This window comes from Pseudomonas sp. SJZ079 (assembly GCF_007993865.1).
In the GTDB taxonomy this organism is placed as follows: Bacteria; Pseudomonadota; Gammaproteobacteria; order Pseudomonadales; family Pseudomonadaceae; genus Aquipseudomonas.
The window spans coordinates 84683-102857 of sequence record NZ_VIUH01000010.1 but is presented as its reverse complement, the minus strand read 5'-3'; the positions used below and the strand labels follow the sequence as shown (position 1 = coordinate 102857).

Here is an 18175-nt window from a genome sequence, read left to right as displayed (position 1 = left end):
ACCGATCAACGTCATCCCCGGATTACATCCGGGCTACAAGTTTTGTCGTAATCCCTAGGGTGGACATGGCAATACCTTGTCCACCGCAGTGCCGCGGCATGCCAACGGCGTAACGGCGGACAAGCCTTCGGCATGTCCACCCTAGGGGTTCAGGCGACGGCGCCTTCGAGGAAGTCCTGAGCGAAGCGCTGCAGCACGCCGCCAGCGTTGTAGACCTTGACTTCGGCGGCGGTATCCAGGCGGCAGATCACCGGCACCCGGGTCACTTCGCCGTTCTTGCGCTGGATGACCAGGGTCAGCTCGCCGCGCGGCGACAACTCGCCCTGGATGTCATAGGTCTCGGTGCCGTCGAGGCCGAGGGTCAGCCTGGTGGTGCCCGGTTTGAACTCGACCGGCAGCACACCCATGCCAACCAGGTTGGTGCGGTGAATGCGCTCGAAGCCTTCCGCCACGATCACTTCCACACCCGCCAGGCGCACGCCCTTGGCTGCCCAGTCACGGGACGAGCCCTGACCGTAATCGGCGCCGGCGACGATGATCAGGTTCTGCTTGCGCTTCATGTAGGTTTCGATCGCTTCCCACATACGCATGACCTTGCCTTCCGGCTCGACGCGGGCCAGCGAACCTTTCTTCACCTGGCCGTCGACCACGGCCATTTCGTTGACCAACTGCGGGTTGGCGAAGGTGGCACGCTGCGCAGTCAAATGGTCACCCCTATGAGTCGCGTAGGAGTTGAAGTCCTCCTCCGGCAAGCCCATCTGGTGCAGGTATTCACCGGCGGCGCTGTCCAGCAGGATGGCGTTGGACGGCGACAGATGGTCGGTGGTGATGTTGTCCGGCAGGATCGCCAGCGGGCGCATGCCCTTGAGGGAGCGCTCGCCGGCCAGGGCGCCTTCCCAGTAAGGTGGACGGCGAATATAGGTGCTCATCGGACGCCAGTCGTACAGCGGGCTTTCGGCTTCCTGAATCGTGCCCAGATCGAACATCGGGATGTAGATCTGCTTGAACTGCTCCGGCTTCACGCTGGCTGCGACAATCGCGTCGATCTCCTCGTCGCTAGGCCACAGGTCCTTCAGGGTAACGGGATTGCCGGCCTTGTCGGCACCCAACACATCCTGCTCGATGTCGAAGCGCACGGTACCGGCGATAGCGTAAGCCACCACCAGCGGCGGCGAGGCCAGGAAGGCCTGCTTGGCGTAGGGATGGATACGCCCGTCGAAGTTGCGATTGCCGGACAGTACCGCGGTGGCGTACAGGTCGCGGTCGATGATTTCCTGCTGGATCACCGGGTCCAGTGCGCCGGACATGCCGTTGCACGTGGTGCAGGCGTAACCGACGATACCGAAGCCGAGCTGCTCCAGCTCCGACAGCAAGCCGGCGTCTTCCAGGTACAGCTTGGCGACCTTGGAGCCCGGGGCAAACGAGGTCTTGACCCACGGCTTGCGCACCAGACCCAGGGCATTGGCCTTTTTCGCCACCAGGCCAGCGGCGACCACGTTGCGCGGGTTGGAGGTGTTGGTGCAGCTGGTGATGGCGGCGATGATCACCGCGCCGTCGGGCATCAAGCCTTCACTTTCTTCAATTTTGCCAGCCGCCAGCTTGCCTTCGTCGGCAATACCGCGCTCATGCAGCGCCGAGGTCGGCAAACGGCGATGCGGGTTGCTCGGGCCCGCCATATTGCGCACCACGGTGGACAAGTCGAATTCGAGCACACGCTCGTACTCGGCGGTGAGCAGAGCATCGGCCCACAGACCGGTGGTCTTGGCGTAGTTTTCCACCAGCGCTACCTGTTCCGGCTCGCGCCCGGTGAGCTTGAGGTAGTCGATGGTCTGCTGGTCGATATAGAACATCGAGGCGGTGGCGCCGTATTCCGGGCACATATTGGAGATGGTCGCGCGGTCGCCGATGGTCAGGCTGTCGGCACCCTCGCCGAAGAACTCGACCCAGGCACCCACCACGCGCTCCTTGCGCAGGAACTCGGTGATGGCCAGCACGATGTCGGTGGCGGTGATGCCGGGCTGGCGCTTGCCGATCAGCCTGACGCCGACAATGTCGGGCAGGCGCATCATCGACGGCAGGCCCAACATCACTGTTTCCGCTTCCAGGCCACCGACGCCGATGGCGATCACGCCCAAGGCATCGACGTGCGGGGTGTGCGAGTCGGTACCCACGCAAGTGTCCGGGAAAGCCACGCCGTCGCGGGCCTGGATCACCGGGCTCATTTTCTCCAGGTTGATCTGGTGCATGATGCCGTTGCCGGCCGGGATCACGTCGACGTTCTTGAACGCGGTCTTGGTCCACTCGATGAAGTGGAAGCGGTCCTCGTTGCGACGGTCTTCGATGGCGCGGTTCTTGGCGAAGGCATCCGGATCGAAGCCCGCCGCTTCCACGGCCAGCGAGTGGTCGACGATCAGCTGGGTCGGCACCACCGGGTTGACCTTGGACGGATCACCGCCCTTCTCGGCGATGGCGTCGCGCAGGCCGGCCAGGTCGACCAGCGCGGTCTGACCGAGGATGTCGTGGCAGACCACGCGAGCCGGGTACCAGGGGAAGTCCAGATCGCGCTTGCGCTCAATCAGCTGCTTGAGCGCATCGGTCAGCGCGTCCGGCTCGCAGCGGCGCACCAGTTGCTCGGCCAGCACGCGGGAGGTATAGGGCAGCTTGGCGTAGGCACCGGGGGCGATGGCATCGACCGCCTCGCGGGTGTCGAAGTAGTCCAGCGAGGTACCGGCCAGGTGCTTGCGGTATTGAGTGTTTATGCTGTTCATGCTCATGGGCGATCCTTGAGCGGCACGAACTTGAGGTCCTCTGGACCGACGTAGTTGGCGCTCGGGCGGATGATCTTGCCGTCGATGCGCTGCTCGATGACGTGGCTCGACCAGCCCGAGGTGCGCGCGATGACGAACAGCGGGGTGAACATGGCGGTGGGCACACCCATCATGTGGTAGCTGACGGCGCTGAACCAGTCGAGATTGGGGAACATCTTCTTGGCATCCCACATCACAGTTTCCAGGCGTTCGGCGATGTCGAACATCTTGCTGCTGCCCTGCTCGGCGCTGAGCTCTCGGGCCACTTCCTTGATCACCTTGTTGCGCGGATCGGCAACGGTGTAGACCGGATGACCGAAGCCAATCACCACTTCCTTCTTCTCGACACGGGCACGGATATCGGCTTCGGCCTCATCCGGGTTGTCATAGCGCTTCTGGATCTCGAAGGCCACCTCGTTGGCGCCGCCATGCTTGGGCCCGCGCAGCGCACCGATGCCTGCGGCAATCGCGGAGTACATGTCGGAACCGGTGCCAGCCACCACGCGCGAAGCAAAGGTGGATGCATTGAATTCGTGCTCGGCATACAGGATCAACGAGCAGTGCATGGCGCGCACCCAGCTGTCGCGCGGCTTCTCGCCGTGCAGCAGGTGGAGGAAGTGGCCGCCGATGGAGTCGTCATCGGTGTCCAGCTCGATGCGCTTGCCGTTGTGACTGAAGTGGTACCAGTACAGCAGCATGGAGCCCAGCGAAGCCATCAGCTTGTCGGCGATGTCGCGGGCACCGGGATGATTGTGGTCGTCCTTCTCGGGCGACAGGCAGCCCAGCACGGACACGCCGGTGCGCATCACGTCCATCGGGTGAGCGGACGGCGGCAGTTGTTCCAATGCGGCCTTCAAGGCGGCGGGCAGGCCGCGCAATGCCTTGAGCTTAGCCTTGTAGCCAGCCAGCTCGGCGACATTGGGCAGCTTGCCATGCACCAACAGGTGAGCGATTTCCTCGAACTCACAGCTGGTGGCGAAGTCGAGGATGTCATAGCCGCGGTAATGCAAATCGTTGCCGGTGCGGCCGACGGTGCACAACGCGGTGTTGCCGGCGGCGGTGCCGCTCAGGGCCACGGATTTCTTTGGCTTGAAGCCGGGGGTGGTCGATTCTGGGGTCGCGCTCATCGGGTCTGTCTCCTCATGCAATCCGGTTCGGTCATACGTGTTGTTTTCGCCGGCTCGACGGCCGGCGTGCCGGTTACTTCTTCGCGGCGAACAGCGCGTCGAGGTGCTGCTCGAAGGCGTGGTAGTTGATGCGTTCGTACAGCTCCATGCGGGTCTGCATGGTGTCGATCACGTTCTTCTGGGTGCCGTCGCGGCGCAGCGCGGTGTAGACATTCTCGGCCGCCTTGTTCATGGCGCGGAAGGCCGACAGCGGATAGAGCACCAGGGATACGTCGACCGCTGCCAGCTCTTCGGTGGTGTACAGCGGCGTGGCGCCGAACTCGGTGATATTGGCCAGGATCGGGGCCTTGATGCGCTCGGCGAAGGTCTTGTACATCGCCAGCTCGGTGATCGCCTCGGGGAAGATCATGTCCGCGCCCGCTTCGATGCAGGCCTCGGCGCGGTCCAGCGCCGAGTTCAGGCCTTCGACCGCCAGCGCGTCGGTGCGCGCCATGATCACGAAGCTGTCGTCGGTGCGCGCATCCACCGCCGCCTTGATCCGGTCAACCATCTCCTGCTGGGTGACGATCTCCTTATTAGGACGATGACCGCAGCGCTTGGCGCCGACCTGATCCTCGATATGAATCGCCGCGGCGCCGAACTTGATCATCGACTTGACCGTGCGCGCCACATTGAACGCCGAGCTGCCGAAGCCGGTGTCGACATCCACCAGCAATGGCAGGTCGCACACATCGGTGATCCGCCGCACATCGGTGAGCACGTCATCCAACCCGGTGATGCCCAGGTCCGGCAGGCCAAGGGAGCCAGCCGCGACACCGCCGCCGGACAGGTAGATGGCCTTGAAACCGGCACGCTGGGCCAGCAACGCATGGTTGGCGTTGATCGCGCCGACCACCTGCAGGGGATGTTCGGCGGCAACCGCATCGCGAAAACGCTGGCCGGGACTGCTCTGTTTGGAAAGCGGACTCATGACTCACCTCTGGGTTTAGCTGTCTTGGTTTTCGCGCCCTGATAATGACGCTCGATATTGCGTTTGGAAGCGCCGATGTGACGGCGCATCAACAACTCGGCCAGTTCGCCATCACGATCGGCGATGGCATCGAGAATGCGGTGGTGCTCGGCAAATGCCTGGCGTGGCCGATTGGGGGTGGCGGAAAACTGCAGGCGGTACATGCGCACCAACTGGTACAGCTCACCGCAGAGCATTTGACTCAGGGTTTTGTTGCCGCTGCCCTGAATGATTCGGTAATGGAAGTCGAAGTCGCCCTCCTGCTGGTAATAGCCGACGCCGGCCTTGAAGGCTGCGTCCTGTTCATGCAGGTCGAGCACCCGGCGCAAGTCGTCGATCTCCATTTGGCTCATGCGCTCGGCTGCCAGGCGGCAGGCCATGCCCTCGAGGGATTCGCGAATTTCGTACAGCTCGATCAGCTCAGCCTGATTGAGCTCCACCACCCGCGCGCCCACATGCGGCACACGCACCAGCAAGCGCTGGCCCTCCAGCCGATGGATCGCCTCACGCAGCGGTCCGCGACTGATGCCGTAGGTACGCGCCAGCTCTGGCTCTGAAATCTTGCTGCCCGGGGCGATTTCCCCTCCAACTATGGCTGCCTGAATACGCCGAAAAACATGTTCGGAGAGTGTCCCCGAGTCATCTGAAGCCGCGTGAGGTACTTCTATCACTTCCGGCATACTGTCGACACTCATCGGATAATTTTCGAAAAAATTACGCCTAAAAGCCTTTCTTGTCAAACGATCACGCAACACTGTCGACAATTATCACAACATGAGATCACTCACCACTTAACGATCCAGCTAATAGAAAGGCCGTAAGTGCCTGTCGCAGCGGAAAAGCGGCATGGTAGAATGCCGCCCGCTTTTACTTGGCCGAGCGTTTCCAGCATGCTTGCTGAACTCCAAGCCAGGTACAGGGATCTGTAGCACCACGCCCGCCGATCTTTTTTGATCCAATTAATGCGACACATCCGATAGGACTTATGAGACTCAAGCCCTTCTCCCCTCTGCTTTGCCTATTGCTTTTGCCCGGCTTAAGCCTCGCTGCGGAGAAGACCGTCTATGGTCTTAATGAATACGCGAATCTGTCCAACCTCAAACTAGAGGTCGCCGCCAAACTCGACACCGGCGCCAAGACGGCTTCCCTGAGTGCCCGAGATATCCAACGTTTTAAACGCGACGGAGAACCCTGGGTGAAGTTCTACCTGGCCATAGACGAAGCCCATGCAAGCCCGATCGAGCGCCCACTGGCGCGAATCAGCAAAATCAAACGTCGCTCCGGTGACTATGATCCGGATGAAGAGAAAACCTACACTGCACGCCCTGTCATCGAACTGGATGTGTGCATGGGGCAGGCTCTACGCACGATCGAAGTGAACTTGACTGACCGCAGTGCATTCCAATACCCGCTGTTGATTGGCTCCGAGGCGCTCAAACGTTTCAGTGCACTGGTCGATCCAAGCCTTAAATACGCAGCAGGGAAACCTGGCTGTGCCACTGACGCAAACCTTGGCGAGTAATGCCCATGCGCTCTCTTAACCTGCATCTGAAAGTCCTGATCACGCTCCTGGTGAGCCTGGGCATTCTGATTACGGCTTATCAAATCTTCATTCTCGGCATCCCCGTAACCGAAGACGAAACGGATGACCTGTGGAATATTGACGCCAAAGTCGAGTTCCAGGCCAACCCACGCGAGCCGGTCAAGCTGCAGATGTTTGTGCCGCCGCTGAACCAGGACTATGTCAGCCTCAACGAGAGCTTTATCTCGAACAACTACGGCGTGAGCATCAACCGCGCCGACGGCAACCGCAGAGTCACCTGGTCAGCGCGGCGCGCCAGCGGTAAGCAAACGCTCTATTACCGCCTGGTCTTGACCAAGCGCTATAGCGGTGAGCAAAGCAAAGCCAAAGGGCCGATTTTCCGCGACAGCATCCCGGTCGAAGGCGCTGAGAAGATTGCCGCCGACGCTTTGCTCGCACCGATCCGCCAACACTCGGCGGACGTTGAAACCTTCATCAGCGAGACCGTCAAACGAATCAACAACAGCAATGACGACAATGTCAAACTGCTGCTCGGCGGCGACGCCACGACCGCCAACAAAGCCAAGGCCATAGAACTGCTGCTGTCCATCGCTCACGTGCCGATGGAGCGTGTGCACACCATTCGTTTGGCGGCCGATGTTCAGCAAAGCCCCGAATTGTGGATGCGCAGCTTCAACGGCGAAAAATGGCTGTATTTCAACCTGGAGAACGGTGAGCAAGGTTTGCCGGCCGACCGTCTGGTCTGGTGGATTGGCGACAACGACCTGGTCAAGCTCGAAGGTGGCAAGCAAGCGCAAGTCAACTTCAGCCTGAGCAACAGCGAGATGAATGCCATCCGCCTGGCCAAGCTGACAGACGAAAACACCGACGCCGGCTTCCTCGAGTACTCCCTGTACGGTCTGCCGCTCTCCACTCAGAAAACCTTCCAGATCATGGTGGTGATCCCGATTGGTGTACTGGTGATTCTGATCCTGCGCAACCTCGGTGGTTTGCAGACCCTCGGCACCTTCACCCCGGTACTGATTGCCCTAGCCTTCCGCGAAACCCAACTGGGCTTCGGCATCATACTGTTCACGGTGATTACCACTCTGGGGCTGTCACTGCGCTCCTACCTCGAGCATTTGAAACTACAGATGCTGCCCAGGCTATCGGTGGTGCTGACCTTTGTAGTGGTGCTGATTGCCGTCATCAGCCTGTTCAGTCACAAGCTTGGCTTGGAACGCGGCCTGTCGGTGGCGCTGTTTCCGATGGTGATTTTGACCATGACCATCGAACGCCTGTCGATCACCTGGGAAGAGCGTGGCGGCGGCCATGCCTTTAAAGTCGCCATCGGTACGCTGGTAGCGGCAACCCTGGCTCACCTGCTGATGAGCATTCCTGAGGTGGTGTATTTCGTCTTCACATTCCCAGCAATACTGATGATCATGGTGGGCTTCATGCTGGCGATGGGGCGCTACCGCGGCTACCGTCTGACCGAACTGTTCCGTTTCAAAGCCTTCCTTAAGGATTGAGCATGCTAGGTCTCTGGAAAACCTGGAAGGCCCTTGAAGCCAAAGGCATCATGGGCATCAATCGGCGAAACGCGGACTATGTGCTGAAGTACAACAAACGGCACCTCTACCCGATTGTCGATGACAAGATCATCACCAAGGAGCGCGCCATCGAAGCCGGCATTCATGTACCGGAAATGTATGGCGTGATCAGCACCGAGAAGGAAATCGACAAGCTCCACGAGATTATCGGTGGACGCACCGATTTCGTCGTCAAACCGGCGCAAGGTGCCGGCGGTGACGGCATTCTGGTGATTGCCGATCGCTTCGAGGATCGCTACAAAACCGTATCCGGCAAGATCATCAGCCATGAAGAAATCGAGCATCAGATTTCCAGTATCCTGACCGGCCTGTACTCCCTCGGCGGGCACCGTGACCGGGCGCTGATCGAGTATCGCGTTACCCCCGATCAGATCTTCAAAAGCATCAGCTACGAAGGGGTGCCGGATATCCGCATCATCGTGCTCAAGGGCTACCCGGTGATGGCCATGCTGCGTTTGCCGACCCGTCAGTCCGGCGGCAAGGCCAACCTGCACCAGGGCGCCATCGGCGTCGGTGTCGACCTGGCCACCGGCGTGACCCTGAGCGGTACCTGGCTGAACAACAAGATCAAGAAGCACCCTGATACCACTAACGCGGTGGATGGCGTGCAACTGCCTAACTGGCACGGCTTCATGAAACTGGCAGCCGGGTGCTATGAGCTCTGCGGCCTCGGCTATATCGGCGTGGACATGGTGCTTGACCAGGAAAAAGGCCCGCTGATTCTCGAACTCAATGCGCGTCCCGGTTTGAACATCCAGATCGCCAACGATTGCGGGCTCACCCATCGGGCTCATGCGGTGGAAGCACGCATAGCCGAACTTGAGGCAAAAGGTGTGCAAGAAGATGCCGAAGCGCGCGTACGCTTCACCCAAGAGCTGTTCGGCCACGCGCATCCGGCTGGATGATGAACAGTTGACCACTGCTAGGCCCGACTTAAGTCGGGCCTAGCAGTGCCACTCATAACGCTCCACACATGAAACTCCATCGTCCCGCCGGCTAACTCGCAGCCAGACATCCACTCAAAGAGCGCGGATGCTCCACGCCATAGCCCTGCACGTAGTCGACACCCAGCTCGGCTAGACGCGCCCGGATACTCGGGGTTTCCACGTACTCGGCGATAGTTTTTCGACCCAGGACATGGGCGATCTCGTTGATCGATTTGACCATGGCCAGATCGCTGGGCGAGCGTTCGATCTCCTTGACGAAACTCCCGTCTATTTTCACGTAGTCCACCGGCAACTGTTTGAGGTATTCGTAGGACGAGAATCCCGTGCCGAAATCATCGATCGAGAAAGTGCAGCCCAGCCTCTGCAGGTAGCGCACCATATCGGCGGTTTTAGTCAGATTGGCAACCGCCGCAGTTTCGGTGAGCTCAAAGCATATTTTCTCCGGGGGAACCACGTGCTGCTCGAACAAGGCCTCAATAAAGTCCAGCAACTTGTCGTCGTTAAGACTACTGCCTGAGAGATTGATCGACACGCCGCTGCAACGCGCCCAAAAGTCTGGATAACGTTCCAGCTCTGTGAACACCCGCTTGAGCACCCAGCGATCGACTTTAACCATGCGGTTATAACGTTCTGCGGCAGTGATAAAGTCCAACAAATTGAGTTCGTTCTGCATCACCAGCAGCACTTCATAATGAGGCAGCTGATCATGCTGTAACTGGGCCGGCGCGATTTGCTGGACGCGCAAACTGAGCTCACCACGTTCCACTATGCCATCCACACGCCCGGCGATGGCCATCAGCCCGGTGCGCGCACCATCGATGGCATCCTGGTAGACATGGATGCGGTTTCGGCCTGACTCCTTTGCGCTGTTGCAGGCCGTTTGTAGATCGCAAAAAACATTGACGACATCGTGCTGCTCACGCTTGAGCACAATGCCAAAACTCATGGTGATGTTGTGCGAATGCCCCTGCCACTCGAAGGCATTCGCGTCGACGGCCGCACGCAAACGCTCAGCCTGCGCATAGGCCTGCAACTCATCTGTGCTGGGTAGCGCCACTGCGAAATCCGCCCCGCCAATCCGGGCCAATGTCGCGGTGCGCGGCAATCGACTCCCCAGCTCCGTGGCGACGTGCTTGAGATAGGCATCACCGGCCAAGGGGCCACTGCTGGAGTTCAATAAACTGAACTGGTCGATATGCCCATAGATAAAGGCAAAACACTCACTGGATGCCAGGCTCTGCGCCACCGTCGTTTCAAAACTGCGCCGGTTGAGCAAGCCAGTCAGCTCGTCATGGCTGCGCACATGAGCAATATCACGGTAAAGCTTGCCGACTATGCCTTCCAGCTTGTCCTGCACCACACCGCTCTCACCTGGGGCTGGCACACCAATCCACCCCCTGGCAAGCTGACTCACCAGCTCTTCTCCTTTGAAGCTGCCGGCTTCACGCCCCTGGCGATCAGCCAAGACATAATGATCGGTAGCTGGGCTCGCCCAAATCAACTGAAGATGCTGACCTTTGTCGGTCATCAGCCAGTCGCCCGCTTGCAATTGCTCGACCCGCTGGCGCCAACGTTGCTGAGCTGGATCGGGATCGAGTGGCGGGATATCGGCTACAAGGTCAGGTAACTCGGTCATCTCAACCAACTGATCGCCGAGAAGTTGCTGCTGCAATTGCTGCAATACCGGCGTGTGCCGATACTGCCCGGGGAGCAGGCTCTCTATACGCGTGCGCAACAGCTCCAATACCGGGCCCACTTCGTAGGCTCGCTCGACGCGGTCGACAAGACCGCCATTACTGCCCGACCTGGTTTGGGCCTGCAACCAAGCGTTGAGCTGACGCAGTAGACCTAACCCTTCTAACCACTCACGCCCCCACTCCCCCTGCCTGATCAGTTCGAGAACCAGCAGTTCACGCCATCCCACATCCAGCCAGTCGAGTAGTACTTTCGGCACATGGGTCCCGAACAACGCCGAAAGCTCGCAACCGACCCGTCCCCGCGCTTGCTCCAACTTATCTCGAGCGCGGTGAAATTGCAGAACACGTTCGGCATTGTTTCGATACGCGCGTTGTTGCACCGCGAGCAACTCCTCCAGCTCTTGGTCGTAGCGGGTAAACACGCTGTGATCACCGCGATAATCGTTGACGATTCCATCGATCAATTGTTGTACGCGGTTTTCCAGAGCACGGTTGGGCGGTTCAGACAAGTCGCAGAGCCGCATCAACTTGTCCAGCGTGGCGCGCACCGGGTGCTCGGGGTCGGCAAATGCCTGCGGATTGAGTGCAGCGGCTTGGGCAATGGGAAACATCAGGCGACGCAATGCTGGCTTGAGACCCTCGGCGATGACAGCTTCTTGATCGACAGACTGGAAGAGTTCGGCGACCAACGCCACGTCATCCCGCTGCCGGCCCGACAAGGTGACGCCGGCAGAGCCCAACCCCCGCAGAAAGGTGTCCGCCGTCCATCCATGGGCCAACGAACTGGATGCCAGCAAGCTGGCCAAGGCTTGGTGCAGCGATGCGGTGTCCGCTGCTACCGACACCATAACTTCATTACTGGCGTTCGCCTTGGCTGCCGACAAATGCCTAATCGCCTGGTACGGCGCGGGCGATGCTATGTTGGCTTTATCCCTGTTTCTCTCTCCTGATAACCGTGTGATCGGGGTACTCCGCGGCTCAATCTGGAATTGGACAAAGATCCGCTCCAGTTGCTTGAAATATTCCTGCAGGGCGCGCTCAAGGGCCTCGACCGCCGCCGAATAGAACACTTCACGCACGATGGCCGCTTGCTGACGTAGCTGCAGCTTTACCTGCAACGTGCGTACTAGAAAATCCAACGAGAGCGGACTTTCCCCACCCTTAGCGTGAGCACCAGTGGCGCTGTTCAATTGAGCGCAAGTCCGCCATTCGAGCGCGCCGCAGACCTCGCGTAACTTTCGCACCAGCCTACGCGCCGCCAGCATCTCCTCGATCTCGGCATCGTCCACCAGATTCCACTCAGACGCATTAGTTGGGCCTGCCACCTGCTCGACGACACCCACTGGCAAGTGCTTACGGATAGCCGCAAGCGTTTCGGCGATGATCTTTTCGCGCGAAGCATTGCACAGACGCGCAAAACCATCGCCAGGCTGTAGCTTTATGCTGCTGTGAGTCTCCTGCTTATGCGTTTGCAATGCCAGAACGGTGACATCGAGCAGATGCTCCAGGCACGGAGTCAAATGTGCGCTGACCGCCTGATGCAAAGCATCCATTATCGGTGCGCGCTGTAGCGTCTTCATCCCCTTCCCCCTAACGCCTCGGATCTCAGCTGTCGCCTCTGAACTATAGACGCGAAGACCATCGGTGGATGGACGAATTTCAAGAGTAAGGGATCGACTCCGGCGACGTCAGCGATTGACGTTGCTGGCACCTACAACAACGTTCGACCGCACTCGAATCTGGGATACCTGCCGTCAACCTGCAATGCGCGAAAATCCTAGCCCAGGAACCTAGCGTGGCGCTTGGACGGCTCGAGCTTGCACATCCAAGGACTGGAACAGCCCCCTCTCAAGTTAAGCGCCATGAGCTCAGGCCTCACTCAACAGCCCTAAGCTTTTCCCCTTAAGCACCGCCTGAGTGCGGCTGCGCACCGCAAACTTGGCGAACAGGTTGTGCAAGTACCATTTGATAGTGGCCTCCGAGAGGTGCAGCGTCCGGGCAATCTCACGGTTGGACAACCCAGCCGCAACGAAACGCAAAATTTCTCTCTCCCGCTGACTTACATCCTGACTGCCATCGAAGGTTTGTGGATCTATAGCCAGGCGGCGGCACTGCTCGCGCAACTGCTCCGCTACGCCCTGCCACGCACTGGCGCGCTCCGGCTCCGCTGCAGCCCAGGCATTCCACAGTGGCAACAGCCACAACGCATCATCCAGAAATACGCGGCGATAACCGCTGCTCCAGGCGCTTTCCAGGGTCGGTTGAAACAACGCAAAGGCTTTTTTACCGTTACCTCGGCGCCAGTAGGCCACGCACAACAATAAAGACAAGCGTAAACGACTATCCCGCTGATGATCGGCCGTCAGCTTGGCCAGACAGCTCTCCAGCGCCGCTTGCGCCTTATCGGCCCGCCGCTCGGACAAAGCCAAGCGGGCTTCGGCAAGCACCAGCGCTGTACTCGCATCGCCGTAACGTCCGTCCGGCAGCATGGCCAGATGGCGCTGCAGCTGTAAGCACATACGCTCGGCGTCATTGGGCCGACGCAGCCACAAGAGAAAGTGCACCTTGCAGCTCAGGCCCAGCGCATAGACTCGCTCATAGCCTGAGCCGTACAAGCCCTGCAGCCACTCATCGAGCTGACCCAGCGCTTGCTCTGCCTCGCCAGCGAAGAACCGCCCCCGCGCCATCACCAACTTGCCACGGCTGATCAACTCGATCGGTGTGGCAACATCGCGCCAGGTTGTGGCCAGCGGCAACTCAGCGAGAATCACGGCGTGACTATCCTGCTCGTAGAGCAAATCGGCATATGCCAGTGCCAGCGGCCCAGCGACACGGCTGCGCGGGCCGAACACTTGATCGACTCGGGTCCGGGCGTTTTCGGCCAGTACGCGGCCGCGCTCCAGCTCGCCCCGACCCTTGCAAATCAACGCTTCGATCAAGGCGACAACGACCTGCAAGTATTCGCTTTCGGTCGCGCGTAATGTGTCGCGCACCCTGGCAAGCGATGCGGACGCGTCGCCAAAATCACCGAGCAAGGCATGCGCAGCAGCCTGCACGCAGGACAGAACGGCCCGCAACACCGGCTGATTTTCCGGCACCAGGCTGAGCCAGTGCCGGGCTACGTCGAGACAGCTCGGCAACTTATCCTGATAGAGCAGGACCAACGCCTTGAGCACTTGCGCCGCGACCAATAGCTCCGCGAATTGCAATTGCAGCGCCTGGCCACGCTCGTGAAGCAAGCGCGTGCTGACATCCTCGATCAGGGCCTCGGCGTCCGCATACTTCTGCTCGAAGGCTAATTGCCACGCATAGAAAATCTGCAACACCGGGTGCTCGCGGATCACCTCGCTCGGCACCTCTTTAACAATTGAGAGAATGCCGTACACGCGATTAGCCGCAATCAACCACGCGCTCTGGCGCTCCAGCAGTTGTGCAGCAAACCCGAAATCGCGGGCACGCAGCGCATACTTGATCGACTTGTCGGCGAGGTCCCGGCTCTCGCACCAGCACGCCGCCGCGTGCAACAAATGCGTCGAATCACCCCGCCTGGCCAAGCGCCCCTGAAGAAACTCGGCGAACAAATGGTGATAACGAAACCACTCACCCTGGGTGTCCAGCGCAGTGATAAACAGCTGTTCGTGTTGCAAGCACTGCAACATCTCGCGGCTATCGCTACGACCGGTCAGGGCGTTGCACAGCTCGCCATTGAGCTCATCGAGCACCGAGGTCTGCTCGAGGAACTGCTGCATCGTCACGGGCAGCCGACCCAGCACATCCTCGGCCAGATAATCGGCGATATTGCGCTCCGTTCCAGACAACCCAGCGAGAAACACCTCGCGGTCCGGGTGGCGAACCAGGGCCAGGGCCGTCAGATGCAACGCCGTAATCCAGCCCTCGGTTCGCGCATGCAGCAGCTCGACTTCAACGCCACATAGTTGCAACTGCTTGATCTCGCTAAAATACTCTGCGGTCTCTGCGCGCGTCAGACGCAAATCCTCGGCTTTGACCCAGAAGACCACCGGGCGCGACCCGAAGCGCCCGTCGACGAAGCGCGGCTGGTGACGGGTACTGCTGACCAGGCGAATATTCGCAGGGATCTGCTCGACCAGATAATCCACCAACGGCCCCAGTGCCGCATGTCGAATCAGATGGAAGTCATCCAGCATCAGGTACAACTCGCCCTTCAGCTGTTTGAGGTCAGCGACGAACGCATCGATCAGCACCTCACCAGGTAGCTTCACATCGCCCTGAAGCAGACGTGTCGTGCTCGTGCCGAAGCCAGGTAGTTGTGCATCGATGGCCGCGATCAGGTACTGCAGCAGACGCAGTGGCTCGCTGTCCGACTCATCACATGAGAGCCAGGCCACTTGCTTGCCGGCCTCCAGCAAGCGCAGGCGAAACCGGCCGAGCAGCGTGCTTTTGCCAAACCCGGCAGGCGCACTGAGGATGATCAAGCGCTGGCCGCAGGCACTCAATAGACGCTCGACCAAGGCATCGCGCGCGAGTAACGGCGCGACGCCCGAATCCGTCGGGAATAACTTGGTACGCAGCAGTGGCAGGCAGTTTTGCCGGGAGGCGAGTTGATCGCTCATGATTCAAGCAGCCTCATCTCGCGAACACGACGGATGGCTTGCGTTCTGTTGCGCACCCTGAGCTTCTCGTAAATGTTGTGCAGATGCCATTTGACGGTGCCCATGGCCAACAACAACTGCTGACCGATCTGATCGTTGGACATACCCTGCGCCGCCAGGCCGATCACTTCGCGCTCGCGCTCAGTCAATCCTTCGTCGCTGAGTTCAAGCGCATGGCGCTCGCCCTGCCCCGGCCAAGTGGCCAGCAGCGCTTGAATAAAGCCTTGTAGCGCCGGTTGCCGTCCTGCTGCCACAAGCTGCTGCAAAAGCAGGCGAATGGCCTGCCCCTCTTCGACGAACAGGCTGCGCACAGCTTCGCGCTCGGCACCAATCAAACACTGCACCAGCAAACTTTGCGCACGCTCCTGGTAGCCCAGACGCTGATAGCTGAGCGCTGCAAGCAGATCCAGACGCAAGCGTTGCAGGCCGTGCCAGTCGTCGAGCAGTAAGCCGCGCAACTGAGTAATCTCATGCAGTGCTTCGCTGTAATGACCACGCGCCTGGTGCAGGCGAATACGGGTCAAACCGTGCACCCAGAGCACCGGATTGCAGCGCATGTACTGGTAGCGGCCGGCCAGTCGGGGCCAGTCCACAGCGTTAGCACGCTGCTCGGCGCGCTTGAGCCGGTCAGCTGACGGCTCCTGCAGGATCAACGCGACCTCATCGGCCACAGCCTGCACATAGAAGCGCCATGACTGCTCACGCGCAGCCAGATCCTGCAGCAGCAGCAAGGTGGCCAAGGCTTCTTTGGGCGCGCCTCGCATCCGTTGAATATGAGCCATGCACAGCATGCCCTGGGCATACAGATCAATCGGATTAATCACATCGACAGTCGCCAGCGCCCAGCGCAGACGTTCTTCCAGCCCCTGCGTGCGACCCTGTTGATAGGCAATCAACGCTTCGCTGATCGTCGGCAGGGCCAAAGCCCGTGATTTTTCCGTGAACCAGGGAATAATTCGTGTGCGTAACTGGCCGAACAACAGCTCGGCCTGCTTGATCCCTCCCTGTTCCAGGCACAGCAGAATCTCGATATTGGCCAACTGCATATCCAGATAACGGCCTTCGAGAAAATGATTGCGTTGCTGAGCCAAAGCCAGCAGCCGCCTGGCCTGCTCAGGCTGGCTCAACATCACGCAAGCCAGGGCGCCGACGATCAATATGGCCACTTCGAGAAATGCCGCGTGCCGCCCGAGCTGCCCCTCGACCCGCTGAGCCAGGCTGACACAGGTCTGCAGATCGTCTTTCTGCAAGGCAATCACCGCCTTGATCGTCAAGGTTGCCAGCAGCTTGTCGCTGTGCGGCCCAGCGGCTTGCGCATCCCCCCAACGCACCAGCAACTCGTCGAGGATGCGGTTGGCCTCGGTCAACCCCAACTCCGCGGCACGCGTCCAGACATCGACAAGCTGCAATATCGGGAAGCGCTCGACGACATCGTCGGGCAGCTGTTGACGCCACCTGTAGATCAAGTGCAACTGCCCCCGATTGATCAGTTCCAGGCCACAGCCATCTACCAGTGCCGCCAGCATTTCCGGGTCTTCGGCCAAGCAGGCATGCTCGATCGCCAGGTTCTGCATGTGATGGTTGGCGAACCACAGACTGGCCTTGAAATGCAGTTGCTTGAAGCGTTCTGGATCGCGCTGTTTCAAGCGCGCGCGGAGAAATTCAGCAAACAGGTTGTGAAAGCGGTACCACTGCCGCTCACGGTCCATCGGCAACAGGAACAACTGCATGGCCTCCAGCTCCTCCAGCAGCCGCTGACCGTCCTTGCAGCCGGCCAAGGTGTGGGCCAGATCACCACTGAGCTGCTGCGCCACGCCCAAGGCAAGCAGCTGTTCCTGCCTGTCCGGCGCTAGTTGCTCGAACACCGAACCGAGCAAATAGGTGCCGACCGCCGACTGATCGCCGCCCATGCTGGCTATTTGCGGACAGGCCTGTGGCTGATGCCGCAACCAGAGACTCGCCAGGTGAACGCCGACCATCCAGCCCTCGGTGTGCCGGTACAAGGCAGCGAATGCGGCTGCATCCAGCTGCAGACCTCTGCGCGTCAAGTAATCGTGGGTTTGCGTCTTACTCAGGCGAAGATCTTGCTCGGTGATTTCCACCAGCATCCCCTTCGCCCGCAAGGTCGCCAGACTCAGAGCGGGCTGCGAGCGGCTACCGATCGCCAGGACGAAACCATTGGGCGCGAATTTGACCAGACGATTGAGCGCCACCAGCACCTCGGCATCCTGCACCAGGTGCAGGTCATCGAGCACCAGGAGTAACGGCTGCTCCAGCGCGGCCAACTCCACCAGCAAGTTTTCCATCAGCGCCGCCACCGGGACGCGCAGGGTGTTCTGCAAATAGGCCAGGGCCTCTTGGCCGAGACCTGGCAGGGCCCGATCCAGGGCTTCGATCAAGTGCTGAAAGAACCGCGAGGGCTCGCTGTCGTCGGGATCAATCGATAACCAGGCAACCGCACAACCCGCCTCAAGGCGTGACTGGGCCAGTGCCACCAGGGCACTGGTCTTGCCGAAACCCGCCGGCGCCGAAAACAGCAGAAGCCGGGCCTGTGGATGGGCAGCCAACACGGCCTCGATCTGTGGGCGAGCCAGGTGGTCAGCAGACGCCAGTGGCGGCCTGAGTTTAGAGCGAAGCAGGCTACCCGCAGCTGGATCCAGCACGTCACCCATGGCCTTGACCCCTGAAAAATTATTGTTTTGGTACTGAAGTTCAACATCCAGAGCGCTTTGCATACTAATCAGCTCGTACCTACCGAGTAAACCAACAAGCGCGAAGCGCTAGGATGAATGCTGCCGGCGTTCTACAATCAGCCTCCGCGC

At 60.0% G+C, this 18175-nt stretch carries 10 protein-coding genes; 3 read left to right on the top strand and 7 right to left on the bottom strand.

The features are described 5' to 3' along the window. Positions 1-149: 149 nt before the first annotated feature. The 4 genes from acnD to FBY03_RS11460 form a co-directional block, all read right to left on the bottom strand. Complete coding sequence (acnD, locus tag FBY03_RS11475; protein ID WP_147172508.1) at positions 150-2759, bottom strand: Fe/S-dependent 2-methylisocitrate dehydratase AcnD; 2610 nt, start codon at positions 2757-2759, stop codon at positions 150-152. Between the two features lie 11 nt (positions 2760-2770). Next, on the bottom strand, positions 2771-3934 hold the full coding sequence (gene prpC, locus FBY03_RS11470; RefSeq protein ID WP_147172462.1) for a 2-methylcitrate synthase: 1164 nt from the start codon (positions 3932-3934) through the stop codon (positions 2771-2773). Between the two features lie 73 nt (positions 3935-4007). After that, positions 4008-4904, bottom strand: a complete 897-nt coding sequence (gene prpB, locus FBY03_RS11465) for a methylisocitrate lyase (protein WP_147172461.1) — start codon at positions 4902-4904, stop codon at positions 4008-4010. Then, the gene (locus FBY03_RS11460) at positions 4901-5623 is read right to left on the bottom strand and encodes a GntR family transcriptional regulator (protein WP_147172507.1); all 723 of its coding nucleotides are present in this window, start codon (positions 5621-5623) and stop codon (positions 4901-4903) included. The genes prpB and FBY03_RS11460 overlap by 4 nt, the downstream gene beginning before the upstream one ends. Positions 5624-5928: 305 nt before the next feature. Here FBY03_RS11460 and FBY03_RS11455 point away from each other — a divergent pair, with 305 nt between their 5' ends. The 3 genes from FBY03_RS11455 to FBY03_RS11445 are packed head-to-tail and all read left to right on the top strand — an operon-like array spanning position 5929 to position 8983. Then, a complete protein-coding gene (locus tag FBY03_RS11455; protein ID WP_147172460.1) occupies positions 5929-6465 on the top strand; it encodes an ATP-dependent zinc protease in 537 nt (178 codons plus the stop codon). A gap of 5 nt (positions 6466-6470) precedes the next feature. Then, positions 6471-7997 carry an inactive transglutaminase family protein gene (locus FBY03_RS11450; RefSeq protein ID WP_147172459.1) on the top strand — a complete coding sequence of 509 codons (1527 nt, stop codon included), beginning with the start codon at positions 6471-6473 and terminating at the stop codon, positions 7995-7997. A gap of 2 nt (positions 7998-7999) precedes the next feature. Then, on the top strand, positions 8000-8983 hold the full coding sequence (locus tag FBY03_RS11445; protein ID WP_147172458.1) for an alpha-L-glutamate ligase-like protein: 984 nt from the start codon (positions 8000-8002) through the stop codon (positions 8981-8983). A 91-nt stretch (positions 8984-9074) separates the two neighbouring features. Here the strand turns inward: FBY03_RS11445 and FBY03_RS11440 are convergent, their stop codons facing one another. The 3 genes from FBY03_RS11440 to FBY03_RS11430 form a co-directional block, all read right to left on the bottom strand. Beyond that, positions 9075-12302, bottom strand: coding sequence for a DUF1631 family protein (locus FBY03_RS11440; RefSeq protein ID WP_147172457.1), 3228 nt, complete (start codon positions 12300-12302; stop codon positions 9075-9077). 288 nt (positions 12303-12590) lie between these two features. Then, a complete protein-coding gene (locus tag FBY03_RS11435; RefSeq protein ID WP_147172456.1) occupies positions 12591-15314 on the bottom strand; it encodes a LuxR C-terminal-related transcriptional regulator in 2724 nt (907 codons plus the stop codon). Beyond that, on the bottom strand, positions 15311-18025 hold the full coding sequence (locus FBY03_RS11430; protein ID WP_147172455.1) for a LuxR C-terminal-related transcriptional regulator: 2715 nt from the start codon (positions 18023-18025) through the stop codon (positions 15311-15313). Before FBY03_RS11430 ends, FBY03_RS11435 begins: the two co-directional genes overlap by 4 nt. Positions 18026-18175: the final 150 nt, after the last annotated feature.